Source organism: Streptomyces sp. NBC_01214 (assembly GCF_026340975.1).
In the GTDB taxonomy this organism is placed as follows: Bacteria; Actinomycetota; Actinomycetes; order Streptomycetales; family Streptomycetaceae; genus Streptomyces.
In genome coordinates, this window is the sequence record NZ_JAPEOS010000003.1 from 1655800 (window position 1) to 1681286 (window position 25487).

General features: G+C 70.8%; 22 protein-coding genes. 15 read left to right on the top strand and 7 right to left on the bottom strand.

Features of this window, described 5'->3' with window-relative positions; genetic code table 11:
* The first annotated feature begins 26 nt into the window (after positions 1-26).
* The 4 genes from OG594_RS43900 to OG594_RS43915 all read left to right on the top strand — a co-directional run bounded on the left by OG594_RS43900 (position 27) and on the right by OG594_RS43915 (position 2910).
* Complete coding sequence (locus OG594_RS43900) at positions 27-185, top strand: VenA family class IV lanthipeptide (protein ID WP_266608109.1); 159 nt, start codon at positions 27-29, stop codon at positions 183-185.
* Between the two features lie 108 nt (positions 186-293).
* Positions 294-1406 (top strand): ATP-binding cassette domain-containing protein, encoded by a 1113-nt coding sequence (locus OG594_RS43905; protein ID WP_266608110.1) that lies wholly within the window; start codon positions 294-296, stop codon positions 1404-1406.
* On the top strand, positions 1403-2293 hold the full coding sequence (locus OG594_RS43910; RefSeq protein ID WP_266608112.1) for an ABC transporter permease: 891 nt from the start codon (positions 1403-1405) through the stop codon (positions 2291-2293). Before OG594_RS43905 ends, OG594_RS43910 begins: the two co-directional genes overlap by 4 nt.
* Positions 2294-2526: 233 nt before the next feature.
* Positions 2527-2910: a hypothetical protein gene (locus tag OG594_RS43915; protein WP_266608114.1), complete on the top strand. Its 384-nt coding sequence runs from the start codon at positions 2527-2529 to the stop codon at positions 2908-2910.
* A 193-nt stretch (positions 2911-3103) separates the two neighbouring features.
* On the opposite strand, the gene OG594_RS43920 is transcribed toward OG594_RS43915, so the two are convergent.
* Positions 3104-4636, bottom strand: coding sequence for a sigma-70 family RNA polymerase sigma factor (locus OG594_RS43920; protein WP_266608875.1), 1533 nt, complete (start codon positions 4634-4636; stop codon positions 3104-3106).
* Positions 4637-6399: 1763 nt separating this feature from the next.
* On the opposite strand from OG594_RS43920, the gene OG594_RS43925 reads away from it, so the two are divergent.
* Both OG594_RS43925 and OG594_RS43930 read left to right on the top strand, forming a co-directional pair.
* Positions 6400-7467 (top strand): helix-turn-helix transcriptional regulator, encoded by a 1068-nt coding sequence (locus OG594_RS43925; protein WP_266608116.1) that lies wholly within the window; start codon positions 6400-6402, stop codon positions 7465-7467.
* A 304-nt stretch (positions 7468-7771) separates the two neighbouring features.
* On the top strand, positions 7772-8161 hold the full coding sequence (locus OG594_RS43930) for a hypothetical protein (protein ID WP_266608117.1): 390 nt from the start codon (positions 7772-7774) through the stop codon (positions 8159-8161).
* 313 nt (positions 8162-8474) lie between these two features.
* On the opposite strand, the gene OG594_RS43935 is transcribed toward OG594_RS43930, so the two are convergent.
* From OG594_RS43935 to OG594_RS43945, 3 genes are all read right to left on the bottom strand, one after another.
* Positions 8475-9527, bottom strand: a complete 1053-nt coding sequence (locus OG594_RS43935; protein ID WP_266608119.1) for a serine hydrolase — start codon at positions 9525-9527, stop codon at positions 8475-8477.
* 305 nt (positions 9528-9832) lie between these two features.
* Positions 9833-10273: an SMI1/KNR4 family protein gene (locus tag OG594_RS43940; protein ID WP_323185454.1), complete on the bottom strand. Its 441-nt coding sequence runs from the start codon at positions 10271-10273 to the stop codon at positions 9833-9835.
* Between the two features lie 905 nt (positions 10274-11178).
* Positions 11179-12090 carry a S41 family peptidase gene (locus OG594_RS43945; protein WP_266608123.1) on the bottom strand — a complete coding sequence of 304 codons (912 nt, stop codon included), beginning with the start codon at positions 12088-12090 and terminating at the stop codon, positions 11179-11181.
* A 57-nt stretch (positions 12091-12147) separates the two neighbouring features.
* Here OG594_RS43945 and OG594_RS43950 point away from each other — a divergent pair, with 57 nt between their 5' ends.
* Complete coding sequence (locus OG594_RS43950; protein WP_266608125.1) at positions 12148-12717, top strand: helix-turn-helix transcriptional regulator; 570 nt, start codon at positions 12148-12150, stop codon at positions 12715-12717.
* 86 nt (positions 12718-12803) lie between these two features.
* Here OG594_RS43950 and OG594_RS43955 read toward each other — a convergent pair whose 3' ends face one another.
* Entirely contained in the window at positions 12804-13652 is an 849-nt protein-coding gene (locus OG594_RS43955) for a ferritin-like domain-containing protein (protein WP_266608127.1), read from the bottom strand.
* A gap of 982 nt (positions 13653-14634) precedes the next feature.
* On the opposite strand from OG594_RS43955, the gene OG594_RS43960 reads away from it, so the two are divergent.
* From OG594_RS43960 to OG594_RS43985, 6 genes are all read left to right on the top strand, one after another.
* Entirely contained in the window at positions 14635-15648 is a 1014-nt protein-coding gene (locus OG594_RS43960; protein ID WP_266608129.1) for an SPFH domain-containing protein, read from the top strand.
* Entirely contained in the window at positions 15645-16544 is a 900-nt protein-coding gene (locus OG594_RS43965) for a hypothetical protein (protein ID WP_266608131.1), read from the top strand. The genes OG594_RS43960 and OG594_RS43965 overlap by 4 nt, the downstream gene beginning before the upstream one ends.
* 805 nt (positions 16545-17349) lie before the next feature.
* Positions 17350-18318, top strand: coding sequence for a Clp protease N-terminal domain-containing protein (locus OG594_RS43970; protein ID WP_266608133.1), 969 nt, complete (start codon positions 17350-17352; stop codon positions 18316-18318).
* A 625-nt stretch (positions 18319-18943) separates the two neighbouring features.
* Positions 18944-19579: a hypothetical protein gene (locus OG594_RS43975; RefSeq protein WP_266608135.1), complete on the top strand. Its 636-nt coding sequence runs from the start codon at positions 18944-18946 to the stop codon at positions 19577-19579.
* 251 nt (positions 19580-19830) lie between these two features.
* Positions 19831-20862 carry a HEAT repeat domain-containing protein gene (locus tag OG594_RS43980; protein WP_266608137.1) on the top strand — a complete coding sequence of 344 codons (1032 nt, stop codon included), beginning with the start codon at positions 19831-19833 and terminating at the stop codon, positions 20860-20862.
* 745 nt (positions 20863-21607) lie between these two features.
* Complete coding sequence (locus OG594_RS43985; protein WP_266601592.1) at positions 21608-22054, top strand: transglycosylase SLT domain-containing protein; 447 nt, start codon at positions 21608-21610, stop codon at positions 22052-22054.
* Positions 22055-22350: 296 nt separating this feature from the next.
* On the opposite strand, the gene OG594_RS43990 is transcribed toward OG594_RS43985, so the two are convergent.
* Complete coding sequence (locus tag OG594_RS43990; RefSeq protein ID WP_266608138.1) at positions 22351-22668, bottom strand: hypothetical protein; 318 nt, start codon at positions 22666-22668, stop codon at positions 22351-22353.
* A gap of 820 nt (positions 22669-23488) precedes the next feature.
* On the opposite strand from OG594_RS43990, the gene OG594_RS43995 reads away from it, so the two are divergent.
* Complete coding sequence (locus OG594_RS43995) at positions 23489-24214, top strand: hypothetical protein (RefSeq protein ID WP_266608140.1); 726 nt, start codon at positions 23489-23491, stop codon at positions 24212-24214.
* Positions 24215-24468: 254 nt separating this feature from the next.
* Here OG594_RS43995 and OG594_RS44000 read toward each other — a convergent pair whose 3' ends face one another.
* Positions 24469-24957, bottom strand: a complete 489-nt coding sequence (locus OG594_RS44000; protein WP_266608142.1) for a hypothetical protein — start codon at positions 24955-24957, stop codon at positions 24469-24471.
* Between the two features lie 101 nt (positions 24958-25058).
* Here OG594_RS44000 and OG594_RS44005 point away from each other — a divergent pair, with 101 nt between their 5' ends.
* The gene (locus OG594_RS44005) at positions 25059-25271 is read left to right on the top strand and encodes a hypothetical protein (protein WP_266608143.1); all 213 of its coding nucleotides are present in this window, start codon (positions 25059-25061) and stop codon (positions 25269-25271) included.
* The last annotated feature ends 216 nt before the right edge of the window (positions 25272-25487 follow it).

Below are 25487 nucleotides of genomic sequence, written 5' to 3' on the forward strand. Positions count from 1 at the left end.
GCAACCTCAGAGAGAAGGAGAAAGTCATGGAGAACCGCGACCTCGAACTGCTGGCTCACCTGCACGCCCTTCCGGAGACCGACCCGGTCGGCGTCGACGGAGCGCCGTTCGCCGCGACGTGTGAGTGCGTCGGCCTGCTGACGCTGCTCAACACCGTCTGTATCGGCATCAGCTGCGCCGGCTGACCAAGCTCTCCGGCCGGTGGCTGTCCATGAGGCAGCCACCGGCCGGAGCCACGACCGGTGCGGCCGGCAGGCCCGCGCAAGGACATTCCCGTCGACGAGGACCTGACCATGCAGCCACATGCCGGTGACGACACTCGCCCCCGGGCGAGCCTCCTGACCACCGTACCGACGCATCCGGACGCCACGCGGTCCGCTGCCCAGCCGGTCCACGCCATCAGCACGCGCGGCCTGGTCAAGAGCTACCCGCGGCCGGACGGCACCACCACCCACGCCGTTCGCGGCCTGGACCTCGACGTGCTCCAGGGAGAGACCTTCGCCTTCCTCGGCCCCAACGGAGCGGGAAAGTCCACCACCCTCGCCCTGTTGTGCGCCCTGGCCCGCCCCACCGCCGGACAGGCCACGGTGGCGGGCGTCGACGTACTCAGCCGCCCGGACCAGGTACGAAGACTGGTCGGGATGCTCTTCCAACACAGCGCCCTGGACCCGGACCTGACGGCCGAGCAGAACCTGCACATCCACGCGCGCCTCTACGGACTGCGCCGCCGCCACGCCCGCCTGCGCACCGCCGAGATGCTCGAAGTGGTCGGCCTGACCGACCGGCGGCGCTCCCTGGTCCGCACCCTGTCCGGAGGCATGCGCCGCCGCCTGGAACTCGCCCGCGGCCTGCTGCACGCACCCCGGATCCTGTTCCTTGACGAGCCGACCACCGGACTCGACCCGCACGCCCGCGCCCAGGTCTGGGAACACCTGCGCGACCTGCGCGACCAGCACGGCAGCACGCTCTTCGTCACCACCCACTACCTGGAGGAGGCGGAGAACTGCGACCGCCTCGGCATCATCGACCACGGACGGCTCGTCGCCCAGGGCACGCCGCTCGCGCTGAAGACCGCGATCGGGGACGACCGGGTGGCGCTGCGCACCAGCGACGACGCGGCAGCACGGCAGGTCGTGGGCCGGACCGTGCCGTCGGACCTCGACATCACCCTGGACAGCGACGGGGTGTCCCTGCGGCTACCCAACGGCAGCGCGTGGATCCCCCGCCTGTGCGCGGCGCTGGAAGCCCACGGCATCGCCGTGCACGCCGCGTCCGCGACCGCACCGACGCTCGACGACGTCTTCTTCCACCACACCGGCCGCAGCATCCACACCCCCCGGCCCCACCGCACACCGGCCGCCCCGGTCCCGGGTGGCAGCACGGCAGCGCCCGAGGAGGCCCCATGACCGCACCCGCCCTCCCGGCCCCGGACGCCTCCCGCACCCCGGACGAACCCGGCGCCCGCGACGGCGCCGGCCGCGAGCCGGGGTCCCGCCTGCGGCACGAACTGCGCGCCATCCACGGCCTGGTCCACCGCGATCTGCTGCGCCTGTCCGCCCAGCCCACCCACACCGCCCTGATGCTGCTCCAGCCGGTCCTCTACCTCTTCGTCCTGGGGGGTGGCCTGGCCGCCCTGATCCCGAACTCCTCACTGGGCGTCGGCTACCAGACCTACCTCTTCCCGGGCATGTTGATGATGACGGTACAGACGCCGGCCATCATGGTCGGCATCCGACTGATCACCGACCGGCAGAGCGGCTACCTGCGCGAACTCCTGATGGCCCCGGTCCGCCGCTCCACCCTGCTCCTCGGATGCTGCGCCGGCGGCACCATCGTCTCCACGGTGCAGGGCGCCGTCCTGCTCGGCCTGGCTGGCGCCGTCGGCCTGCCCTACGACCCGCTCCTCATGGCACTGCTCCTCGGCGGCATGATCGTGACCTCCTTCACCATCACGGCCCTGTCCCTCGCCCTCGCCGTGAGCCTGGGCCGGCCCGAGGTCTTCCACATGCTGCTCGGCCTGGTGATGATGCCGCTGCTGTTCCTCTCCGGCGGCTTCTTCCCGCTCCAGAACCTGCCGGATTGGGCCCACGCACTGGCCGCCGCCAATCCGCTGGCCTACGGAGTGGACCTGCTCCGCCGCTGCATCACGCTACGGGTACCGGACCAGGCAGCCACCGTGGGCATCGAGTGGTCCGGCTGGCAACCTCCCCTGCTCCTGGAAGGCGCCCTGCTGGTGGCCGGCGGCGTCGCGGCGCTGCTCTGGGCCGCCCACCGCTTCAGCCGCCCCGAATGACACCCAGATGCGCGACCGAGTAGACCCAGGAACTCCCTGCCGTCGCCCCAACCGGTGCGACACGACTGCCAGACGAACGTTCCTACCTGGCCTTGACGTTCGACCTGGTCGGGTCACTCTTTCAGCACGCGCGCATACGTTTCTGCCTGAGCCGAACGAGTGGTCGAGCGTATCCCCTTGCGGAATTCGGGAAGTCCGAGGCTGTCCGGAACCCGAAAGAGCAAGGAAGACTGATGAAGACCATCCGCCCCCTCACCGTGGCCGTCGTGTCCGCCCTCGCGCTCCTCGCCGGCGGCGTGATCTCCGCCAACGCGATGGATGCAAGGGACGATCCGCCCAAGCCCCCTCTCCCCGCCGACTCCGGTGTCGTTGCGCCGTTGAGCGCGCACCCGCAGTACCAGGGCGAACAGGTGTCCATCCCGGCTGGTGGTTTCGGCTTCGCGCACGTGGCTTGTCCAGCGGGCACGGTGCCCACCGGGGGAGGCGGCCAGACCACCAGCACGCTCACCTTCATCACCGACTCCCTCCCGAACAGCGGGGGCTGGTCAGTCGGTGTGAAGAACACCGCCGACGTCAGTAACAGGGCGTCGGCCTGGGTCATCTGCACCGTCGCATAGGGCGTTGCTCGGGGCTCTGCCTTTCGCAGCACCTCGCCGACCGGATGGAGAAGGCGGCGAGGTGGAGCCCAGCGAGGCGTACGGATGCGGTTGCCGGCACCAGCCGTTCTCCCCGCCCGGTGATGACGCGCCTCGAGGCGCCGTCGGCAACCAACAGCACGCGGACCGGGAGGGATCGGGCCAGTGCGGGCGCTCACTTCAGGGTGAAGAGCAGGTTGACCGAGTTGTAGTAGTTGGGCAGGTGCACCATCTGTGATCCCGGACGCGGCGGGTCGGCCTTCGGCCAGTTCCGCGGGCCCAGCAGATGGTCGGCGTAGTCACTGTGCGGGACCTTCGGCACGAACCAGACGCGGTAGGCGCCGGGCCATGCGTCCGGCTCGAACCGCCAGAGTTGCGTCGCGCGGTCCGCGTCGGTCCGGCAGGCGCGAAGGGTGACCGCGACGAGATTTCCGCCGCTGGTGGTGCCGTCGAGGCAGGTGCCGGTGCCCGCATTGCGGAGTTGGTACGTGTTCTGACGGGCAGGCAGCCGCTGCCAGCCCTGGTTGGCCTGTCCGGTGCACTTCTCGAGCTGCAACGGGCCGCCGGAGCCGGAGCCGCCGAGGCCGACGCACAGCCCCGAGGCCACGTTGACCAGGGCGGTGCCCGTCTGACCGGTCGAGGGCGACGCGGAAGTCGGCACGGCGGAGGCCGAGGCCGAGGTCGAGGCGGAGGCCGAGGCGGACGGGGAGGCGGAAGGGAAGGGCGTGGCGGGAGCGGTGGCGAAAGCCGCCGGGCCGATGACCGTGAGCGGTGTGGACTCCGGGAAGGGGCCGCCCGGGGCCGCGGCCGTTCTGGCAGGAGCGGCTGCCTGGACGGACCCGTCGTTCTCGGAGTCTGCCGGCAGCAGGACGATCGCGGTGACCGCCGTTCCGGCCACGGCTGCCGCAGTGGCCCATTTCACGGCGCCGACCTTGCCTCCGGCGACCTGCGTCCCGCTCAGCGTGCTTGAGGCGAGCTGCGTGCCGCCCCCGCCCAGGGCCGACAGGAAGGAGGCGGGGTTCCACAGCAGGATTCCACCCAGCAGCAGGACGCCCAGACGGCCGTTGACATCGCGCAGGTCGCGCTCGGCCCGTGCACAGCGGTCACACCCCTGAAGGTGGTGCCCCAGGTCCCGGGTGAGGCGCTTGCCCGGTCGGCGCAGCCTGGCGGCGATCTGCCTCCCGTAGTGCCGGCACTCGTCACTCGCCGCCTGGTTCAGGTGAGCGAGCAAGTACGCCTCACGCAGGCCTTCCCGTGCACGCGAGACCAGCGAGCCGACGCCTCCGGCCGATATCCCGAGGCGTGCTGCGGTCTCGGACGCCGGCTCGTGTTCGACGACGGAGTGCCACAGCACGGCCTGCCAGCGCTCCGGCAGCGACCGGTAGGCACTCAGGACCAGTGATCCCTCTTCCGCCGAGAAGACGGCGTCCTCGGTGTCCTGGCCGTCCGAGAGCTGAGCGGCCCATTCCTCGAAATCGTCGGACAGCCGCGTTCGGGCGGCGTTCTGCGCCCATGTGGCCGCCAGCCGGCGCACGCAGGTCAGCAGGTACGGCCGCCAGGCGTACTCGGGTCCGGCACCCCAGGTGATGGCCCGGTAGGTACGGGCGAAGGCCTCGGCGGCGAGGTCCTGGGCGGTGGACAGGTCTCGGCAGCACGTGCGGGCGTAGGCCAGCACCGAGGGATGGTGACGGGCGAACACCTCATCCATCACGTCGCTGACGGCCGCATCAGATTCCGAGGTGTGCCCACGAAGCAGGGCACAAAGTTCCCCGTCGCTGAGGCTTCGGAGATGCTGCTGGCGGGCCGTACCTGGTGTACTCAACACGTGCTCCCGTGTGGCTTGCTGATGACCCGGGCCTCGGTTCCGGGCACATCCGTCATGAGGGTGCGACGCTGCGCCCGACCGGAATTCGCGCAAGTGTGCACCCTTGCAGAGCTGCAAGCAAACGACAGGCAAGAAAACTAGAGCCGTCGCCCTGGATCCACGAACGCGAGCGCTGTGTCGACCACCGCGGCCGCCGCCGTCGTGCGTGGCGGCAACGCCTTCCGGGGCGGAGTCCGGGCCGGAAGTTTCCGGTCCCGAGCCTCCGCGTGGGCGTGGGTGATCCGGGGCCGCTCCGGCGTAGTCCACCCCAGGGTGTCGGCGGAGCGGGTGCGATCGTCCCCTACCATGCGTGTAACGCGCGGCGCGGTCGGGCGTCGCTCCGGACATGGACGACATGCTGCTGTGCTCCTCGCCGGGGTTGCCGAGCCGTGCCTGAAGCCGGTCAGTGAGGGCGAGGCGAGTGCCTTGGCGTCGGCCGGGGCAGCCGTTCGGCCGGGTGATGGTCGGCTTTGACCCAGTTGGACTTCGCGGCGACTGCGGTCAACGAGCGGGCCCGTCCTGGTCGTTGGCGTACGAGGTGCCAGGCCGAGCGGGCGGAATTTGGCGGGCTTCGGCGTCCGCGAGCCGTGGGGGTGTGAGCGCCGAGGCAGCCCGGTAGCAGGAGAGAAGTGGCGGTCCGAGGAACATGTGGGGTGGGAGCGGGACTTCCCGGTGTGTGTTTGTGTGTGGGGGGCTTGTTCATGGACCCGCCTCCGCTGCCGCGGGAAGTCCTGATGCTGCGTGGTTGCCCGCGCGAGAGCCTGCTGGCCCAGGCCCGGGCCGTGGTGGGCAGCGCCGAGCGGGCGAGCGTGTTGGGGGACGGGACTGACGGGGCTGACGGGGCTGGAGGACACGGTCGTCTTGGCCCAGTGGCCCACGCACTGCGATCCCGGGCGCGTGGACATCGTCGGGGGCAGGGGTGTCAGTTAGGACGACCTCCGGGGCAGCAAGCGGCTGCCTTCGAGCCCGCGGTTCGACCTGTGGCTCCCGTCGCTCCTCGAGGACGGTCACGGTGGTCCTTCGGGCAGCTGCCGCTCCATCGACGGCCTGTTCACCCTGCGTCCGCGGCGACCTACCCAGCCCGCGCACCTGATCGGCTGCGAACCCGCCGAACCACTGCTGGCCCCCGCTGTGCCGTCTTCTGTCGCAGAAGGGCGATTTGATCGCGCTCTGGTGCCTCGACCACCATGGCCGACAAGCACCAGGTACCGCCTCGACCCGCACACCATCGAGGCCCGCCCGTCCGTCCTCGGTGGAACCTGATCTTCGGCACCCTCATCGGTCCGTACGCGCCGGACGGCCTCTCGAGCGGGACGTGCCACCTGGACGTGCCACCTGGACGGACAGCACGTCGCTGACAGCGTCCGCCGCGCCCTTGCCCGACACGTCCCGGACCACCGCGGCGACCTGTCCTACGTCGACGGCACAGTGAACCTCCTGCGCACATACGACGTCACCGCGTGTCGGGGTGTTGCAATCGGCGCAGGTTCGCCGGGCCGGATCCGAGTGATGGGCGAGCGTGCTGGTCACAGCCATGGGGCGGAAGCCGTTCGGGCGGCGATTCCCAGTCTGGCCCCACCCCGCACATTCAGGGATAATCGGGCCATATGGGCCGCCTTACGTTCTTCGACGACCGGCGTCTCGCGTGTGACCTCTATGCCGCGGCGAGCCAGAACACCGGCCCCGAACTCGTCGGAGCAGGGATCTCCCGTGTGCTCGACCCGATCGTGGCCCATGACGCGCTGAGCTTGGTGGGAACCGACCCGGCAACCGGTCCTGGGCTGGGCAGTTTCAGTTTCTGGCACCAGTACGACCCCGCGCTGGTCAGGGACCTCGTCATGCACCGGCATCTGGGGGGCGACCCGCAGAGGTCGGCGATTCCGACCCTCCTGCGGACCCCGGCCGTCGTCGTGGGCGCCGCCACCGATAGGTCGCCCGTGCCCGACCCGCGTGCGCATGACATCCTCGCCGCCCACGGGGCGAGTTCCGAGCTGCGCCTGCTCCTCCAGGACAGGCGCGGCGTGTGGGGGGCTCTCGGGCTGCTCCGCTGCGAGGGCGCAGCACCGTTCAGTCAGGACGATGCCCAGCGGGCGGCCCGGCTCGTACCGGCGTTGCTGGCCGCCCTGCGCCGGTACGCGACGGGTGGTCCTCTCTGCCCCGAGGTCCCCCCTCTTTCGGCGGGGGTGATCACCGTCGGTTCCGACCACCGGATCAAGGCCGTCAGCCCTCAGGCGCAGCTGTGGCTGGACCAGTGGTCGGCGCACGCCATCCCCTCGTGGGTCCCGGGAGCCTTCTTCGTGTCGCTCTCCCTCGTGGCCCGGGCGGAAGCCCGTCGTCAGGACGGGGCCATTCCCCTGGTGTGTGCGCCCCCGGCCGCCTCCGGCCGCTGGACCACCTGCCAGGGCCAGGTGCTCGACGCGGACGCCACGGGGGATGTCGCCCTCGTGATCCAGGGGGCCACGTGGGACCTGGTCCTGCCGTCGTTGTGCGAGTGGTATCGCATCACCCCCCGAGAGCGCGACGTCGTTGCGCAGCTCCGCACGGGGGCGTCCGTCAAGCAGATCGCCCGCCGACTGGACCTGTCCGCGTACACGGTCAACGACCATCTCAAGGCGGTCTTCCGCAAGACCGGAGCAGACGGGCGCGACGAACTCAGCGCCGCGCTGACCCGATGACCCGCTGATCTACAGCCTTCCGATCCGCGGTTTGTACATCCCCGAATTCAGGGGGTCGCGGCGCCAGGGATCCGGCCCACCATGAATGAGAAAGGAGACCGGAGCGAAGGCGGTCGGCTCGCACGGCGAGGTAGAAACGTCCTCCCTCATCGAGCGGCTGGCGTACCCAGGGCCGGTCTTATGGAGATCCCCGCACAGGCATGGCGTACAGGCATGGCGTACAGGTAGGGCGCACAGGCGTGACGTGCGGACACTGACACGTCCCTGCCATGTCGGGATCCCCTCCTCATGGAAGGGAACGGACATGACCCACAGCAATCTTCGTGAACCCGCGATCGGGAACACAGCAAGCGGCAACGGTGGAAAGGCCGGATCCGGGCGAGCGGTCCCGCCCACGGGCGGAAGCGCGAGCAGGGCACAAGCGGGTCTGCAGCAGGCCTACTACTACTATGACCTCTCGGGCCAAGGTGTTTTCGAAAGGACTCTGGAAACGCCCGGCCTGGGAGGATCCTTCAGTCAGGTGTTCGCCAGCGTCACGGAATTCTACGCCGACACCGGCAAGTCCTTCATGGGAAGCGCGGCCATGACCGTGCACAACGTAGTTCCCCTGGATGGGGAACAAGTGATCGTCCGCGTGGATTCGGGCTGGCCGGAGGAACTCCCTGTCAGGGTTCAGCTCCTGTACTTCGCCTGAACCCGCTCACGGGCCCGGCACAACCCCAAGGGGACGCGGGCAACCGCGTCCCCGACGCCAACGCCCGACGGCGGTGCCGTTGACACGATGGCCGAGCACCAAAGCCACCGAGAGCGGGAGCCGCACAACGACACCGTGCGGGTGCGGTGGTGAAGAAGGCAGAGCCACAAGACGGCATCCGTTCGGCGGGTTCAGCGAGACACGGTCGCCCATGGGGTCGGTAATGCGCTCGGCGGAGGACACATCGGTGCCCTCGCGCTCTCCCTTGCCCTATGGGACGACGCCCTTCGGCCGGGCCCGCCCCGAGCCGTGGTCAGTTCGACTTGGCCGCACGCTCTGCTTGCAGGGTGCGCAGGAGGTCGAAGGCCGGGCCGTCCAGCGGGCGCTGGGTGTTGCCGAGGGCGATGACGGCGAGCCGCTTCTCCGGGTCGAACCCCACGAAGGAGGAGAAGCCCCCTGTTCCTCCGTTGTGCCAGATCTGGAGGTGGGCGCCCTGCCGGGGGTGCAGGCGGTGCGCCATCCAGCCGAGGTGCACCTGGGCGAAGGGGCTCCTGCGGTACTCGACCGCACGGCTCAGGCGGATCGCCTCGGCGAGCTCTGCGGGGCCGCCGTCCAGCTGTGCCCGTACGAAGGCCACCAGGTCGGTCGCGGTCGAATGCAGGCCCCCCGCTCCCGCCAGGTCTGCGAGGTGCCACGGTGCGGCGGGCCGCCCGCGGCGCACGTGGCCCTGCGCGGAGCGTTCCGAGCGGGTGCCGTCCACCGTCACCATGGTGTCGGTCATGCCCAAGGGGGCGCAGATCTCACGGGTGATGAGGGTCTCGTACTCCGTGCCCGCCCTGCGGGCGAGGGCCAGCCCCAACAACCCGGCTCCGAGGTTGGAGTAGCGGAATCGTTTGCCCGGAGTGGCCCCCAGACGGGTTCCGGCCAGCCCGGCCAGCAGGACGTCGGCCGTGCAGTCGGCGTAGGGATCCGGCTTCGAAGGGCGCAGTAGGGCCTGGAGCAGCATGCCTTTCGGTAGGCGCGGCAGACCGGAGGTGTGCGTGGCCAGATGCTGTAGGGAGATCGTCTGGCCGTCCCGTGACGGAACGGCCGTCCCGGCGGGCAGGAGGTCACCGAGCGGCTCGTCCAGGCGCACCGTACCGGCGGACGCCATGCGGGCCAGGGCCAGGGCGGTGAACACCTTGGTCACCGAGCCGATCTCGAACAGGGTGTCGGGGCCCGGGACACGCCCGTGGTCCGTACCGGTGGTTCCGGCACCCCGTATCTCCACGACGTCATCCGCCACCGCGGCCACCACCACACCGACGTGCTGTTCAGCCAGGCGGTCCGCGGTCTGCTGGGCGAGCGTTGCGAGTTCTTGTGCCATGACGGACATCATGGCGGCATCCCCCCGTGCGACAGGTGCGCCCTGATGATGATTTCCGGCCGTCGGCACTGCGACCTGAGCAGTACGACGAGGCGGTGGCCGGGCTCTGCCACACCCCCGCTGGGGGGCGAACCCTGCGAGAGCGCGGGAGCCTGACCCTTCGTCTACCCCTCACCCCACCCAGGGGAGCGGAGATGGACATGGGCTCAGGACCCGGGCAAGCAAGCGCCCTGCGGCGAGGACTTGCCGCGTGCGCGAGGGGGTGGGACTCGTCACTCGTCCCCTGGGCCCTCTGCGGCGTACGGTCACCCAGTTCTCCGGGCCATGGCCCGGGGGCCCCAAGGGGTGCTTGCGACGGTCGGGGGAGAGGTGAGGCCCAGCGCGCGGTTGTCCTTGCCGTCCCGCATGTGGTTGAGCCAGCGTTCGTACCAGCTCAGGAAGTCCTGGGCCGAGGAGACGTTCGCGTGCCAGAAGCCGTCCGCGTTGCCCGTGACGATGCGGCCGGTGAGTGGGCCGGTCACGCCGATGAGGCACAGGTCGCTACAGCCCATCTCGATGATGTGGAGGAACCGATCTCCTTGCAGCGCGTCCGGGTGGTCCACGTGATGGAACCCCCGCGGGGTGCCGTCCGGGGGCTGTCGGTCCATGGTGAACAGCCTGCAATCCTCCAGCGGGAGCAGGCCGTAGAAGGGGCCGGCACCGCTGCCTCCGAGCCCGACGAGGAACGCTCGGTAGGCTGCCGGCAAGGAGATGTGGTGTTCACGCTCGAAGGTGTCCGCCTGCGCGGAACTGACTCGCGGGCCAACGCGAAACTGGTGGCGCTCGGCACCCATCGAGTGGCTGCGCTGTGCCTGGTAGGGCGCTCTCGCCAACTTGGAGCGTATGCGTGATATGCGGGAGTCCATCGGAGGAGCTCTTCTCTTGTCTGCCGCCACTCTACTGGCTCCTGTCCACTGGCTCCTGAACGAGAAGCCTCCGAGCCTCCGAACCTCCGAGCCGCCTCGCGAGCCTCTGGAGCACGTCCAGCCGTGGGTCGACGGCGCGGGCGATCGACGCGTCCGGGGCCACGGGATACCACTCGCCCGACACGAGCCGACTCGAGCCGGGACAGCCCAACGCGCTGACCTGTGCTGACTCGCAGTCGACGTTCAAGGACGTCTACGGACGAGGTCCGCCGCGCCACCCGGAAACGCCTCACCGGCACCGCGGCGGAATTCGGCGAGGACGCGGAGAAGACGGCGCCGGGCCGATCGGCGGCCGGCTCCGCGGCCACCTCGGCGGCGAAGGCTTGGCCGTGTTGATGCAGGGCGCGGGCTGGCCGCAGATGGCCTGTCAGCTCGCCGGTCTTCAGTGGGCCGGTGTCGACCTGGCGGTGTTGCTGCCGCAGCTGGGCCGCATGACCGCGGGCGTCGGCTGGACCCTCACCGGGAACACCGCGCGCATCGATGCGGAGGGCACCGACCGCTGGGCCGACCTCTCGAAGACGACGGTGCCCGCAGGTTTGGTCCGCTACGTGATCCACGCGTTCCCGGCCTGGCCGGACATGGCGGCCGCCGCCGGCACGACGCCCCCGCCGCGCCTGCCGTCCCGGCGCCCGCTCCCGCCGCACGGCCGGCCGACGCCCGTCAGACCGCAGACTCCGGCTGGACCGTCAGGCCGACCGTTCCAGGCGGGCCAGGGCCCGCTCATGGGCGCGGGCCAGGGCGTCGGCGGTGGGGCACGGGAGGTCCGGGACGACCCCGGTGCCTTCCCAGTTGGTCCCCGAGACCGGATTGACCGACCGGCCCACCGGGATGGACGCCTCGAGGTGTGGATGCAGGGTCCAGCCCTCCCGCGGGTGCGCCCCACCCCTTGTGGTCTCTCCCACCACGACCGCCCGGCCCAGCTGCTGGAGGTCGTACGCGAGCTCCTCGGCGGCGGAGAAGGTGCGTGGGCTGGTCAGCACGTACACCGGCTTCTCACCCCCGAAGCGCGGGCCGGGGACGTACGCCGGCGACCAGGACTGCTCGCGGCGGTCGCCCTCGCGCCAGTGCATGGTGTTCAGCAGGGTGCGCTCGTCCAGCAGGTGGCCGCAGACGAAGGCCACCGTGTCGGGCGAGCCGCCGAGGTTGCGGCGCAGGTCCAGGATCAGCGCCCGGGCCCGGGAGGCCACCGCCAGCGCGGCCCCGAGCGGCTCGGCGGCCCACTCCAGCGGGAAGAGGTTCGGCGTCAGTTCCAGCACGGCCACCCCGCTGTCCAGCATCTCCAGGCGCGTTACGCCGCCCAGCGACGCCTCGAAGTCGCGCCGCATCTCCGCGAGCATCGCAGCGCCCTGCTCTTCGGGTACCCGGTCGGCGTGGTACTTCAGCCGCAGGTGCCGGTCACCGTTGCGGGACTGGAGATCGGCGGTGACCACCCGGCCCAGCTCTTCGGGGGTGGCGACGTCGTAGGCGCCGGCGGCCAGCCGGTCCCGGACCAGGCCGGCGAGCTCTTGGCCGAGTTCGGGGAAGACGTAGTGCGCGGCGAGCAGCCGGGCCAGTTCCTCGACGACGGGGGCGGGCTGAAGGGATGTCAGAGTCGGCATGGCGAGGAGTAGATCACCGGCCTTGCGAAAGAGTCAAGAGCGTTAGACACTTGAGTCATGACGCACAACGACGCGGAGATCGGCGGGGACGCCGGCGGGGACGAGGCGGCCTGGGAGCCCCCGGAGGACGTCCAACACATCGGCGCGCCCGAGCAGTACGCGGCCCTGGCCCACCCACTGCGCCAGCGGCTGCTGTTCGCCCTGACCCAGCGGACGGCCACGGTCAGCCAGCTCGCGGTGCTCCTCGACGCGAAGAAGGGCAACCTCGCCCACCACCTCAAGGTGCTGAGCGACGCCGGACTGATCGGGATCGCCGGCACCCGCACGGTACGCGGCGGCACCGAGCGGTACTACGGGCGGACGGCCCGCAAACTGCTCGTCGCCGAGCCGCAGGCGGTCGGCACCGCTGCCCTGTTCAGCGCCTTCGCCCAGGAGATCGACCGCTCCCCGGCCGACCACCTGCTGCGCCTGCGCCACCTGCGGCTGACCCCGGCCGCTGCCCGCGAACTCGGCGAAACCCTCGCCCGCTTGGTCGACGACGCCGAACAGGCTCCGGAGGGTGAACCGGTGCACGGCGTCCTCGTCTCGCTGTACACCGCCCACGACCCCGACCGGGACGCCTCCTAGGCGTGCTGTCCCGGGGGGTGCGGACGGGGGGGTGCAGCTCTCGGCTGGGGCAAGCGCGGGGATGCGCGTACGTACCGGCCGGCCGGTCAGCTGAACCGCCGTAGCCGTGCGAGCGCAAGGCCTGGGCCGGGCGGTCCTTGCTCGGAGTCGACGCTCGGTCCTCGTGTGTCGGGCAGGACACCGGCGGCGCCGCCGACCGGCTCCGCCGAGACGGTGGGCACCCGCATCGGGGTGGTCCCGAGGACCGCCGAGACCACCGGACCGCCCGACCCCACCACTTCCGCCACGAAACGCCCTCGCCCGACCCCGAGCGTGCGCAGCGCCCGCCCATGGTCGGCGGCTACGACCAGACCCGCGCCGAGGAGCATTACCCGCCACCCCGCCAGCACCGCCCGCCGGGCCGCCCGCGGCAGCTCCGCGACCGACGCCCGCAGCCGCTCGTAGTGGAACGGGACGTGCCGCTCCTCGTCTGCCAGGATGCGGCCGGCGACCTCCGACGTCAGGGGATCGTCGGTCCCCTCACGCAGCGCCCGGTGGTAGTGCAGGGCCACCACCTCCGCGACCATCAGGAGCAGCAACTCCGTCCGTAGCCCCGGCAAGCGACGCAGTCGCGCGAATGCCGCGTCGCTCCAGTGCCCGGCCTGCGTCGTCGCCCCGCCCGCCTCGAGCAGGAGAGCGAGGAGCCGCGCGTGGTTCTTCTCCTCGGCGACGAACAACCGCACCGCTGCCGAGTACGCCGGGTCGCCCGCCGCGTCAGCCTTGGCGAACAGCCCCGAGCTGTCGCCGTCCTCGCCTGCCTGGAATCGCTGGATGCTCGCCCGCACCGCCGGGGGCAGCGAAGCCCCCGACTCCCCCTGGGGGTCGGGCCCGGCTGCGCGGCGGTCCCGTTCGGTCTCGAAGCGATGCGTCCATTCGGCGAATCCCGATGCCCCCATGCCGCTCCCCTCCGTACCCCGCCCCGCCCCGCCCCGCCCCGCCGGCCGGGGCGGGCTCTCCTCGATCACGAGGACGCGGCCGGGGGGTGGTGCCGTTCCCGTTCCATCCTGACGGCGTCACGGTCGCGGTCGCTCCCCGCGGCCGCAGTACGGTGCTGCGGCCGACCCGTGCACCGACGATGTCGGCCTAGCGGACACCGGCCCGGTCCGCGAGGCGAGACCGATCGCGGCCAGAGTCGAGTGCAGATGCCTGGTCCGCTGGCCGTACCTGCGGGTCAGGCTCACCCGCCGGCTCGTCGGCGCCCATCAGGCCGTCGCCGCGAACACCGCGAACACCGCGAACGCTGCGAACGCTGCGAACACCAGGGCCGAGGGCACCGACCGGTGGGCCGATCCTCTGCGCCGCGCGATGCCGCAGGGCCGGGTCCTGGGCGAGGCCCTCGCGTCCCCGGCCTGGCCGGACATCACGCCCGCGATGGGTCGCTTCCCGAGTCGGCACCGGACGGGCGCTGCGGCGGGTCAGTGCCTCCTAGGGGAGCATTCGGTTCTTGAGGCAGGCGGCTCCCTGCGGGAACAGGGGTCGTGCGGGTCGGTGCCACACCCAACGCGGCCTGCCGGGACGGGAGTCGTGGAACCGAAGACGCGGCGCCGCGATCCCGCGGTACTCATCGCAGGGCCGCCGCCGCGGCGGCGGCCACGGTCCCGGGAGTACGGGCAGACGGAAGTGGAACGGGCCGCGGTGCAGGCGACGTACTCGACGGTCCGGACGGCTTCCAGCGTCTCCTGCTGCTTCTTGTTGACGTTGAGGCCGAACGGCGCAACGAGGGCCCAGCGGGTCAGTGTGCTCCGGTCGAGGGCGGAGCGCCCCGGGCGGGCTTCCTCAGCGAGCAGTGACAGTGCCCCCGGAAACCTTCTTTTCGTCCTCTTGACGATATGGACAGGTCTCGTTATCGTCGCACTGACGAAATGAAGGGGGTTCGCCATGGCCGACATCACTCGGCGCTTCGGCTGGCGTCATCTGCGCTCCGCGCCCACTGCCCACATCCGCCACCACAAGCGCGGCCGACTCGTCCACGACGGGCGGGGGCTCAGCTTCTGGTACCGGTCGCTTTCGGCGGCGCTTTCCGAAGTGCCGGTCGACGACCGGGAGTTGGCCATGGCGTTCCACGCCCGTACGTCCGACTTCCAGGACGTCGCCGTGCAGGCCACCGTCACCTACCGGATCAGTGACCCGGCCGAGGCCGCGGACCGACTCGACTTCTCGGTCGACCCGGACACCGGGAGCTGGCGCGGCGCTCCCTTGGAGCAGATCGCCACCCTGCTCACCGAGACCGCGCAGCAGCACACGCTGGACGTACTGGCCCGGACCCCGCTGGCCGTCGCCCTGGTGGACGGCGTCGCCTCCGTGCGGGAGCGCGTCGCCGCCGGTCTCGCCGCCGAGCCCAGGCTCCCGGCCACCGGCATCGATGTGGTGGCCGTGCGGGTCGTGGCGATCCGCCCCGAGGCCGAGGTGGAGCGCGCCCTGCGCACCCCGGCCCGCGAGCAGATCCAGCAGGAGGCGGACCGGGCCACGTACGAACGGCGGGCCGTCGCCGTCGAGCGTGAGCGTGCCATCGCCGAGAACGAGCTGGCCAGTCAGATCGAACTGGCCAGGCGCGAGGAGCAGCTGATCGACCAGCGCGGCACCAACGCCCGCCGCGAGGCCGAGGAGAAGGCGGCGGCGGACGGCATACGCACCGAGACCGAAGCCGCCCGCAAGGTCCGCCTGGCCCGCGCGGACGCCGAGGCGGCGCGCGAGACGGGCGCGGCGCGCGCCGAGGCCCAGGCAGCCTGGCTGCGCGTGCACGACGAAGCCGGCCCGGGCACGCTGCACGCCCTGGCCGCGACCCGGCTCGCGGAGAACCTGCCGCGGATCGAGAGCATCACGGTCTCTCCTGACGTCCTCACCGGGCTCCTCACCAGGCTCGGACGTCCGGAAGGCGGCACGGGCGAGTGAGCCTGGCCCCGCGGGCGGTGCTCGTGCACCGCAGGACCGAGTACGAGGAACTGCTCGCCCGGCACGGGACGCACGGGCAGGCCGCGTTCTTCCTGTCCAGCCGGGGCCGGTCGATCGACGAGGTGGCCCGCCGCCACGAGCGCACGCGCCAGGCGCTGCGGGAGGTGGCCGCGGCGGTGCCGCTCACCTGGCGCAACTCCCGGGTGGAGCGGGCCGACCTGGACCGCTTCCTGTTCGCCCCGGAGGACGTGGTGGTCGTGGTCGGCCAGGACGGCCTGGTCGCCAACACCGCGAAGTACCTGCGCGGACAGCCGGTGGTGGGCATCGACACCGACCCGGGGCGCAACCCCGGGGTCCTGGTCCGGCACCGCTGGGCCGACACGGCCGCCCTGCTGCGTGCGGCGATCGCCGCCGGGGGCCGGGCGGAGGAGCTGACCATGGTCGAGGCCGTCGCCGACGACACCCAGCGCCTTCTCGCACTGAACGAGATCTATCTGGGCTCGCCCGGTCACCAGACGGCCCGCTACCGCCTGGGTTCCGACGGCGACAAGGGCCCGGGCGAGGCCCAGGCATCTTCCGGGGTGCTGGTGGGCACCGGTACGGGCGCCACCGGCTGGCTTCGTTCCCTGTGGCTGGAACGCGGCAGCCCCGCGGGGCTGCCCGCACCTTCCGACCGGCGACTCCTGTGGTTCGTGCGCGAGGCCTGGCCCTCGCCCACGACCGGAACGACGAAGGTCGCCGGTGAGCTGGGGCGGGGGCAGGGGCTGCAGCTGACCGTGGAGTCGGACCGGATCGTGGTCTTCGGTGACGGGATGGAGAGCGACGCCCTAGAGCTGACCTGGGGCCAGAGCGTACGGCTGGGCATCGCGGAAACGTCGCTGCACCTGGTGACGTGAGCGGCGGCGCGCCGTGGTTCCTGCCCAACTGTGCCCGGTACGCGTGTGGGCGCCGCTACGCGTCGGAGTGGACCGCGACCAAGTTCCACCGGCGGCACGCCGGCACTCGATGGTCGCCCGATGAGGACGTCGTTGCGGGCGCCGCAGCCGCTCCCGTCGACGTCCTTCCAGCGCGAGTACGACTCCCACTGGTAGCCGTCGTGGATCTTCTCGGCGATCGGCAGCGCAGTGATCCCGTCCATGACCGTGACTTCGGCGGCCCGGGCGGGGGGAGGCGCTGGAGATGGGGGCGAGAACGGTGAGGACAGCGGCCAGCAGGCCGGACGTGGAGTTCCCCTCGGACCTGAATGGGCCCGACCCGACCCGACCAGGCCGCCCGGCGGCTCGGGTTGCTCTCCCCGGCCGGCACGGTGGAGATCGACGACGAACGACAGGGCAGGTGGACCACGGTGCAGCAGCTCTACTCCGCCCAAGAGGCCGGCCTGCCCCCGTCGTTCGGCCGCTGGTCGACTGATGGGGCGGTGACCACCGCCCGGACCGGCCGCAGTCCTCCGCTCTCCACCGTCCACCGTCCACCATCCACCCGCGATCGCGCCGCTTCCCGTCGGGGGCGATCGCGGTGAGCGTGCCGTGTTCGACGTAGGAGGCCCGCGCAGCCGCGAAGTCCGGGGCGAAGCCTGCGTCGTGATTCCCCCTTTCGTCGCGCGGGTTTTCGACTTTCGTCGCGCCGGTTCCCGACATTCTTCGCACTGCTTTCCGCCCGTAGGCTGATGCAACGCGCCTGTGCCTCGACCAAGATTTCCGCATGACCTCAGACTTCCGCGCCGACCAGGCCCTGCTCACTGTGCTCGGCCCGGTCTACGCAAGGCGCCGCGTCAGCACGCACCACCTGCTGGCCTGCATCAGCAAGGACGACCGGGTCCAGGAGTGCCTCGCCCCGTACGACCTCACGTCACACGTGATCCGCCAGGGCGTTGGGGGGACGGACGAGGAACCCGGAGAGGTCGAGGTCGCGTTGGCCGAGCAGGAGGGCCGCTCGCTCACGCTCAGTGCCGCCGGGGCAGAGGCGCTCGCCCGGTGCCAGGAGCAACCGTCCGTGACCGGCCAGGGCGTCGAGCGCTCGCCGGCCGATCTGCTGGTAGCCATCTTGGACGACGCGGCCTGCGGTGCGGTGGGATACCTGAGCGGATGTGGCGTGGACGTCGTTGCGCTGCAACAGGCCGTGCGGGCGGGACAGGTCCCTGATGTGGCGGACGCCGTCCCGCCGGAGCTGCGCTCCACCCGCGACGCCCTGGTGGGCCGTCGCCGCTACAAGCCGCGTGAGCTGGGGCAGTTCTGGACGACGCTGCTGGTGAAGGTCCTGCCGATGAACGTCGCGGCGCACCCGGTGCTGTGGGCGCGCCTGGAAGCCGGGGAACTTGCCGGTCAGCACCGTGGGAAGGTCCGCACCGACGATGTTCTCCTGGGCATGCTGCGGACGTACGCGGTCGCGCAGGCCTACCCACACCTGACGAGAGGGGCGAAGGGCGACTACGACGGAGGCCGGGTCCTGGTCGAGACCGGAGTGGACCACGTACGGGTACGTGCGGCGATGGAGAGGGCAGACCTCGGCCAGGACGCCGTGCCGCCGCGCGAGCTCCTGAAGGACACGATGGCCGGCGGCACCTCCGACCTGCTGGACCGGTTGCTCAGCGAGCCGGGAAACCGCAGTGCCCGGCTGCTGGCGGCGCTCGGCGTGGAGCCGGCCGCTCTTCGGCGCCCCGCTGGTTCCTGACCACTGCCGATTCCCGACAGCGGACACGCGGCTGACCTGAACGCGGAGCTCGGGTACTGCCCGGTGGGCCGTCTCGTGGACGCGACTCTCCGGTGGCGGGACGACGTGGGATCGTCACACGAGGTCGGCGTGCGGACTGCACCCGGTTGAAGGCCAGCCAGCACCGTCCTGGAGATGATCCGCGTCCCGGAGCACCGGCCGGGCCGGACGCGCAAGGCGCCGGACAACATCCCGGCCGGCAAGGCCTCCGGCAACGGTTCCTGCCGCGAGTACCTGCGAAGGCGCGGTTGCCGGCACACCATCCCTGAGAAGGCCAGAAGGCCAGAAGGCCAGAAGGCCAGAAGGCCAGAAGGCCAGGCCAGAAGGCCGACAGGCGGCCCGCCTGGTCAAAGTGTTCGCATGGCGGATGTCCACCACGCTTCGACGAAGACCGCTACGTCAACCCCGGTATTGCAACTGTCGCAACTGCCGAAACTGCCGCAGCCCTCACCATCTGGCTCCGAACACGATCGACCGAACAAGCGGGCGGCCGAGTTGCGAAGCCCCGCCACCGCCTGGGGCTTTCGTGCGTCACGGGAACGTCAAAGCCACCTCACACCCCTTACGCATCAGCCACCATGGCGCGATGCGCCCACACCACACCGTCGCCCTCGCCGTCACGGCTGCCGCACTCCTCGCCCTCACTGCCTGCAACCCGCAGACCACCGAGACCAATAAGCCAGCCGCGCCCAGCACGCCCGCCCCCGCCGGTCCGGCGCCGGCCGGTTCCGCGCCCGCTGCGAAGACCGCCACCCTTCCCAGCTTCGTGGGCAAGGGCCTCCAGGTCGCCCAGGACGAAGCACAGGCGGCCGGATTCGCCCTCCTCAAGTCCCACGACGCCCTCGGCCGCGACCGACTCCAAGCCCTCGACCGGAACTGGAAGGTATGCAGCCAGACCCCTGCCCCCGGTGCGAAGGTCGACACGAGCACCACCGTGGACTTCGGCGCTGTGAAGCTGGAGGAGTCCTGCCCGGCCGCCGACGCGCCCGCTCCGAAGCCGGTCGGCAGCACCATGCCGGACTTCGTCGGGCAGGGCATGAAGGCGGTCCGTGGCGCGCTCCCCTCCAACGCGAGCATCACGGTGAAGGACGCGCTGCAGGGCCGCATGGTCCTTCAGGAGTCGAACTGGAAGGTCTGCTCGCAGGACCCGAAGCCGGGGACCGCGTTGACCGGACAGCCGCTCGCGTTCACCGTCGCCAAAGCGGAGGAGTCCTGCCCGTAGCTTTTGCGTCTCGGGGCAAGACCGGCGAGACCGGCGAGATCGGCGTGGCAGGACCGGTGGGTGTACGCCCATCGCGCGGGGCTGACGTGCGACAGTACGGCTGGAGGACCGGGCCCACGGGTGCCCTGGTCCGGGTGGGCGAGCCGTCCTGCGGTGCGAACGCAGAGCGTTGGGTGTTGGGCGTCGGCACCGATGTCGGCCCGCTCGGGCATGATCGACTCCGATCAGACTCGGCGGTGGGGTGGCATGACGTGGGCGAGTGGCAGACCAATCCGACCTTTGCGATGTGCAGGGCGTTGGCGGGCGGGGCGGACCTGTCCTCGTTCGCCGGCGGGCCGTTCGACGTGCGGGAGGTGGTGGCCGGTATGCGGCCCGAGGTCAAGGACGGCTTCCTGTTCGGCGAAGTGCCCTGGACGCACTTCCCTCAGGGGAATCGGGTCAGGGAGGCCGTGCACTTCCTGCATTCCGGAGGCTCACCCGTCCGCACAGGAACGGGCGTGGTGCACGGAATGTGCGGCAACGACATGAGGGCCGCCGTCGTGCTCGCCGTGCCGTTCCTGATCCGGATCGCCGCCGACACCCACCACCCGCACCGTGGCGACGCGCTTGCCGCGGTCTCCTCCCCGGCCCGCGCCCGCCACTTCGGTGTCGCCTCGCGCGACGAACTGCTGCTTCATCGTGGCGATACCCAGGACGACGACCTCTACGACGACTACGGCGTCGAGGTGACCGGTTACCCGGCGGGTTGGTCGGTGGCCGCCGCCCGGGCCGCGATCACCGCCGACGTCGCCCTCCTGCTGCCCTTGCTCGGCGACCCCGCCCCGTCGATCCGTATCGACGCCGCCTACGCACTGGCCACGGCAATCGACCCCGACCGTACGGTCCGTACCGCCTTGCGCACCCGGTTCGCTGCCGAGCGGGACCCGATCGTCCGCGCCGCTCTGGTTCTCGCCACCGCCGAATCCACCCGCGCCCACCCCCACCCGCCGACCACCGCGTGGATGCGAGAGCAGTGGCGGGACCGGACACAGGCGTCCGAGGTCCGGCTGGCCGCCGCGATCGGCTGGCTCTGCCTCACCGACGAACCCGTCCCCGGCGACCTGCGCGCCGCCGTCGACGAGCTCACCACCGACGAGCGCGCCCACGCCATGGACGACCTGCCCTGGATGGCCACCGCCGGCGGATCCGGCGAGACGGGACTGCAGCACTGCGCCCGAAGGATGCTCCACCCCGAACAGCCCGATCCGGCATGGTGCGACGACCCATGGGCCCCGGGCCATTGACGGCAACCGCCGACCCCGCGGCCAGTACGCGCCGATAGACGCTCCCGGCTCCTGGGCGTGTGCGCGGGCGGGGCGGGGCGGGGCCGGGTCGGAGTCGCAGTCGGAGTCGGGAACCGGCCGGTCTGTCGCCGGGGGCGGCGGCGTGGCAGAGGGCGGTGTGCTGATGGCCCGAGACTGGTGGACGGTCGATTCCGGAGACGCGCACGCGGGCACGGCAGGTGTGCTCGGCGGCGGTGGTGAGCCGGGTCCGGCGTACTGCGATGTCGGGATCGGCCCGGGCGCGCCCGGAACGCGGAAGGCCGGGTCCGCCCGGCTGCCTGGCCGGTGGGGTTCTGTGGTCGCGTCTGGCTTGCCTTGATGGGGGCCGGTCGGGGTCTTCCTTCGGTCGTGGGGTGGTTGCGGTATCCGGGTGGCTGTTTCGAAGGGGATGCGGCCGATCGCGGTCGGTGAGATCCGGGTGCCTCAGGGGTGACCCGCCCCATAGGGCCCACGTCACATACGAACCGGGATAGTAGCCTCTAAAGGTCTCATATCGACCCTTGGTGTGGGCTCCCACCTGCGCGGATTCTTCCCACCCGCGGGTGCCGCTGGTGGTCGGGGACTGCGAGGGTCGTTAGTAAGAGGGGTCGTTGCCAGGGGGTCGGGCCGTCTGTAGAACTGGATGAGTCGCCAGGCGGCACGGGTGCTTCACCCGCCGCCGACGAACCCCTCTCCACCGCGTGAGTGGCTCACGCATGTCTTCGACATGCCTGCGACCGCCCTTGTTCCCTGTGGAAGGTTCCCCTCCGTGTCCAACGCCATCATCCGCCGCATCGCCACCTCCAAGAAGGCCCTCGCGGGCACCGTCGTCGCCCTCGGTGTCGCCGGTTCCATGCTCGCCACGGTTCCCGCTCAGGCGGCGCCGATGAGCGCCAAGGCGATCGCGCAGCAGATGATCAAGGACCCGGCCCAGTTCGCCGCGTTCGACAAGATCATCTCCCACGAGAGTGGTTGGAACCACACCGCGACCAATCCCTCCTCGGGTGCGTACGGCCTGGCCCAGGCCCTGCCGGCCTCGAAGATGGCCTCCGCGGGCGCCGACTGGAAGACGAACCCGGCCACCCAGATCAAGTGGGGCCTGGACTACATGAACGACCGCTACGGCAGCCCGGTCGGCGCCTGGAACTTCTGGTCCGCCAACCACTGGTACTAAGCCACCAGCGGACAACCAAACTGATGAGAACGCCCGGCCCGGACTTCCCGGCCGGGCGTTCTCACGTCCACGTCCACGTCCGCCGCGTCCGCCGGCTGGCCACGACTTCGGCACCCGCACCCGCACCGGCACCCACACGGGCAGCCCGGCGCGCAGCGCCGCCCCAGTACCGCCGATGGTGTTCGGATCAGCGATCTTGGCGGCCGTCAGCGCGGACACGATCGAGTACAGGGCGCTACCACCGCGCCCGTGCCGAACAGCGATCCGGCAGCTGATCCACTGCCCACCACGCGACGCTACCGGGGGCCGGCGTTGCCGATTTCGACTGCCAACGCGGCCATCGCGCGCAGGCGCTCGTAGTGCTCAATCGCGCCGCCCTCATCATCGATCAACGGCAGGACCTTCTCAACGGCCGCGAGACAGCTGAGCAGGGCATCGCGGCGCTCCGCATCAAAGGGTTCCGACAGCGACGAGGAGACACCGACGGCGATCGACGCGTCGAGATAGACCATGTCTTCGCCTTCGATCTCTCGACGGCACATGTTTGCTGGGAATGGCGTGCGCATGTGTTCTTCCCAAAGCCGTGAGAGCCGTTCCCGTTCCGATGCGTTCATGTTCGAGATCATGCCCCGCAGACCAGGCATCGTGGGAGGCAGTGCCCACGGAGCCGTCGGATGACGGTTCGACCGTGCTTCCTCGCCCATGGAAAGGAAGCGCGCCGGCCGACATGTCGGTGCAAGCGCGTCGGCGCCGTGCTGGAGCCGGACGAAGAGCGCCGAGGCGACCGGTGGTGTGGGCGCCGGGTCCGCTACGACGGCACCGCCGTCGGGGTCGCCCGCCGGCCATACGACGTCCGCGCTCGCCTCGCCTCGCCTCGCCTTCCTCGCCGAGGCCGGGCCTGAGAACGCCGAGGACATGGACCTCACCTACCCCGAACTCGATCGGCTCCTGGGTGACGTTGCCCAGATTCTGGTGGGGCACTACGCATGACAGGTCTCCTTCCCGACGAGCTCGGACGGGACGACCACGCGGACAGCGCTGTTGCCGCGTCGCCCCGGCCTGTTCCCGATCGTTCGCGGGGTCGAAAGCGGAGCGATAGCACTGGTGGGTGAAGTCGCCGGGGCTCAGGTGCCGCCGGACATCCGTCCTCGAAAGCCATGGGCACATGTAGAGCCTGCCGTGAGGTGCTCTGCGGGGTGCTTTCTGGCCGAGGTAGCGGGTCCGCCGAGTGGGGGCCTGAGGACGGTCCAGGTCGGGGCCGCGTGCATGCGACCTGATGCGAACCAACTTGCCCGATCGAGTACTTGTCCGGGCCCTGTGCGCGTGGAAACATTCCACCGCGCATCCTTGGGGGGCCGGGGCGGATCGCCTTCGGCACTCCTCATGTCATGGTTCCGTCCCGTGAACGAACAGACAGCCAGGAGTGCATTCCTCATGGTCAGATCGAAACTGCGGACGTTCTTGCTCGGTGCCGGCAGTGCGGCCGTCATGCTGGCCGCCGTCCTCCTCCCCGTCGACGCGTCCGCCGCGGCCCCGCCCTCGGGTCCGGTCGCCGCGGACGCCCGGGGTGCGGCGGCCGGCACGCACGTCGGTCCCGCCGCCGGGTTCTGGTCCTGCACCGTTCCGCCCGGCTACACGTACACCACGACTTCCAACACCTCCACTTGCGGAATCAGCAGCACGCGGTACTTCGTCCAGCCGCCCGCGGACAACCTGTGGGCATGCACGCTCCCCGCCGGCTTCACCTACATCTCCGTGCAGAACACCTCGGACTGCGGGCCCGGCGGCAGCAGCATCAAGTACTACCTGCGCACCCCGGTGACCAACCTGTGGGCATGCACCACGCCCGCCGAGTTCACGTACATCTCCGTACAGAACACCCTCGACTGCGGGCCCGGGGCCGGCACCAAGTACTACCTGCGCACCCCAGCGACCAACCTCTGGGCGTGCACCCTGCCCGCAGGCTTCACGTACATCTCCGTGCAGGGCACGACGACCTGCTCGACCAGCGGGACCCGCACCAAGTACTACCTGCGCACTCCGGAGTCGAACATGTGGGCGTGCACGGTTCCCCCGGGGTACACGTACATCTCCACGCAGAGCACCAACGACTGCTCGATCAGCGCAACGACCACCAAGTACTTCATCCGGGCCTACTGACGCCCCCTGCGCCCGGCCCGGGCCCGGCGAGCACGCGACGTCCGGCCGCCGGTCAGGGCCGGGCCGCGGCCGGGACGGTGACCGAACGGCAGCGCAGCGGGGGCCGTTGCCCTTGAACATCTCTTGCTGAGGTCGTTGACCTGCGGGTGAGGGAGGGAGCCGCCCCCCGGGCGGCGGCTTCCTCCTCGTCGTTCCCGGCCCGCCTCGTCGAGGGGCGCAGTGGGCCGACGGGTGGCGGCGGATGCTTGCCGCCCCTACTGCGCGGAGCGGAAGTCGTAGTAGCTCTTGCCCGCGACGAGGACCGAAGTGAAGGAGACGGGCAGGCCCTTCCCGTCGCGCGGTACTTCCTGGGAGGTCTGGCGGGTGAACCCCAGCGAGACCCCTGGCACGAAGACGTTCTCCGGGTCCTCGGCGTCCACGGTCCACCCGCGCTCGCGCAGGTCCGCGAGGATGGTGTCGGCTGGCGTCGTGAAGACGTCGTGTCCGTCCAGGAGGACACGCGCGGTGCATTGCCGGCCCTCGCCGGGCCACCACAGTTCCACGGCCGTCGCGTGGTCCTCCGCATCGAAGAAGACGGTGTAGCCGACCCCGTCGAAGTCGCCCATGATCCGACGCGCCCGCCGGGACGTGGGACCGACCACCCGCGGCTCGCCCCAGCGTCGGACCGCGGCCAGAGCCTCCTCGTACGGACTGCCGAGGCGTACGGGTCCGGCGGCGGTCGGCGGTGCCAGGAGCAGATCCATGCAGTTTCTCCGATTGTCTACTTGAGCACTTCGTGGTCTATTGTCCACTCCTGTTTCCCGGCATCTTCTGGAGCTTCTTGTTCACCTTGAGGCTCTCGACCATGTCCGCGATGTGCGTGTCGTACGTGTCGTACGTGTCGTACGTGATGGATTCCGTTGGCTTTTGCCTCGCCCCTCTTGGCGATGCTGCACCCGAGCGCGTCGCCCGAACACGGTGCCTCACCGACGCCGTTGCCGAGCTCGCCGATGGCACCGCCGACCAGCGCCGCGTTCCGGTCGCGATCGGCGCGCCCCCTGCGTCGCGACCGCGGTGAGGTGGTGTGACTGCCGGCAGTCCGGCAGCTGCCGTTTCGAACAGTTCGCGCCGGTTCTTCGGCCTCTCCCTTCAGGCTGCTGCCGACGACCTGCTCAGCGTGTCACGGCAGGTCACGAATCACGCGTAGCGCGACGCGGCGCCCACTGACTCGAGGCAACGCATGCCTTATACACCGACTCTGGCCGAATGTGCCTCTGGCTCATGCGGGAGGGAG

What these genes read in the sequence shown, in the direction of transcription:
- OG594_RS43925 (WP_266608116.1), top strand. Translation starts at nt 6,400, where the DNA reads ATGGGCCGCCTTACGTTCTTCGACGACCGGCGTCTCGCGTGTGACCTC.
- OG594_RS43990 (WP_266608138.1), bottom strand. Translation starts at nt 22,668, where the DNA reads ATGAACGCATCGGAACGGGAACGGCTCTCACGGCTTTGGGAAGAACAC.
- OG594_RS43900 (WP_266608109.1), top strand. Translation starts at nt 27, where the DNA reads ATGGAGAACCGCGACCTCGAACTGCTGGCTCACCTGCACGCCCTTCCG.
- OG594_RS43995 (WP_266608140.1), top strand. Translation starts at nt 23,489, where the DNA reads ATGGTCAGATCGAAACTGCGGACGTTCTTGCTCGGTGCCGGCAGTGCG.
- OG594_RS43920 (WP_266608875.1), bottom strand. Translation starts at nt 4,636, where the DNA reads ATGGATGAGGTGTTCGCCCGTCACCATCCCTCGGTGCTGGCCTACGCC.
- OG594_RS43950 (WP_266608125.1), top strand. Translation starts at nt 12,148, where the DNA reads ATGACGCACAACGACGCGGAGATCGGCGGGGACGCCGGCGGGGACGAG.
- OG594_RS43975 (WP_266608135.1), top strand. Translation starts at nt 18,944, where the DNA reads ATGCGCCCACACCACACCGTCGCCCTCGCCGTCACGGCTGCCGCACTC.
- OG594_RS44005 (WP_266608143.1), top strand. Translation starts at nt 25,059, where the DNA reads ATGTCCGCGATGTGCGTGTCGTACGTGTCGTACGTGTCGTACGTGATG.
- OG594_RS43985 (WP_266601592.1), top strand. Translation starts at nt 21,608, where the DNA reads ATGCCTGCGACCGCCCTTGTTCCCTGTGGAAGGTTCCCCTCCGTGTCC.
- OG594_RS43910 (WP_266608112.1), top strand. Translation starts at nt 1,403, where the DNA reads ATGACCGCACCCGCCCTCCCGGCCCCGGACGCCTCCCGCACCCCGGAC.
- OG594_RS43970 (WP_266608133.1), top strand. Translation starts at nt 17,350, where the DNA reads ATGACCTCAGACTTCCGCGCCGACCAGGCCCTGCTCACTGTGCTCGGC.
- OG594_RS43945 (WP_266608123.1), bottom strand. Translation starts at nt 12,090, where the DNA reads ATGCCGACTCTGACATCCCTTCAGCCCGCCCCCGTCGTCGAGGAACTG.
- OG594_RS43915 (WP_266608114.1), top strand. Translation starts at nt 2,527, where the DNA reads ATGAAGACCATCCGCCCCCTCACCGTGGCCGTCGTGTCCGCCCTCGCG.
- OG594_RS43935 (WP_266608119.1), bottom strand. Translation starts at nt 9,527, where the DNA reads ATGGCACAAGAACTCGCAACGCTCGCCCAGCAGACCGCGGACCGCCTG.
- OG594_RS44000 (WP_266608142.1), bottom strand. Translation starts at nt 24,957, where the DNA reads ATGGATCTGCTCCTGGCACCGCCGACCGCCGCCGGACCCGTACGCCTC.
- OG594_RS43905 (WP_266608110.1), top strand. Translation starts at nt 294, where the DNA reads ATGCAGCCACATGCCGGTGACGACACTCGCCCCCGGGCGAGCCTCCTG.
- OG594_RS43930 (WP_266608117.1), top strand. Translation starts at nt 7,772, where the DNA reads ATGACCCACAGCAATCTTCGTGAACCCGCGATCGGGAACACAGCAAGC.
- OG594_RS43960 (WP_266608129.1), top strand. Translation starts at nt 14,635, where the DNA reads ATGGCCGACATCACTCGGCGCTTCGGCTGGCGTCATCTGCGCTCCGCG.
- OG594_RS43955 (WP_266608127.1), bottom strand. Translation starts at nt 13,652, where the DNA reads ATGGGGGCATCGGGATTCGCCGAATGGACGCATCGCTTCGAGACCGAA.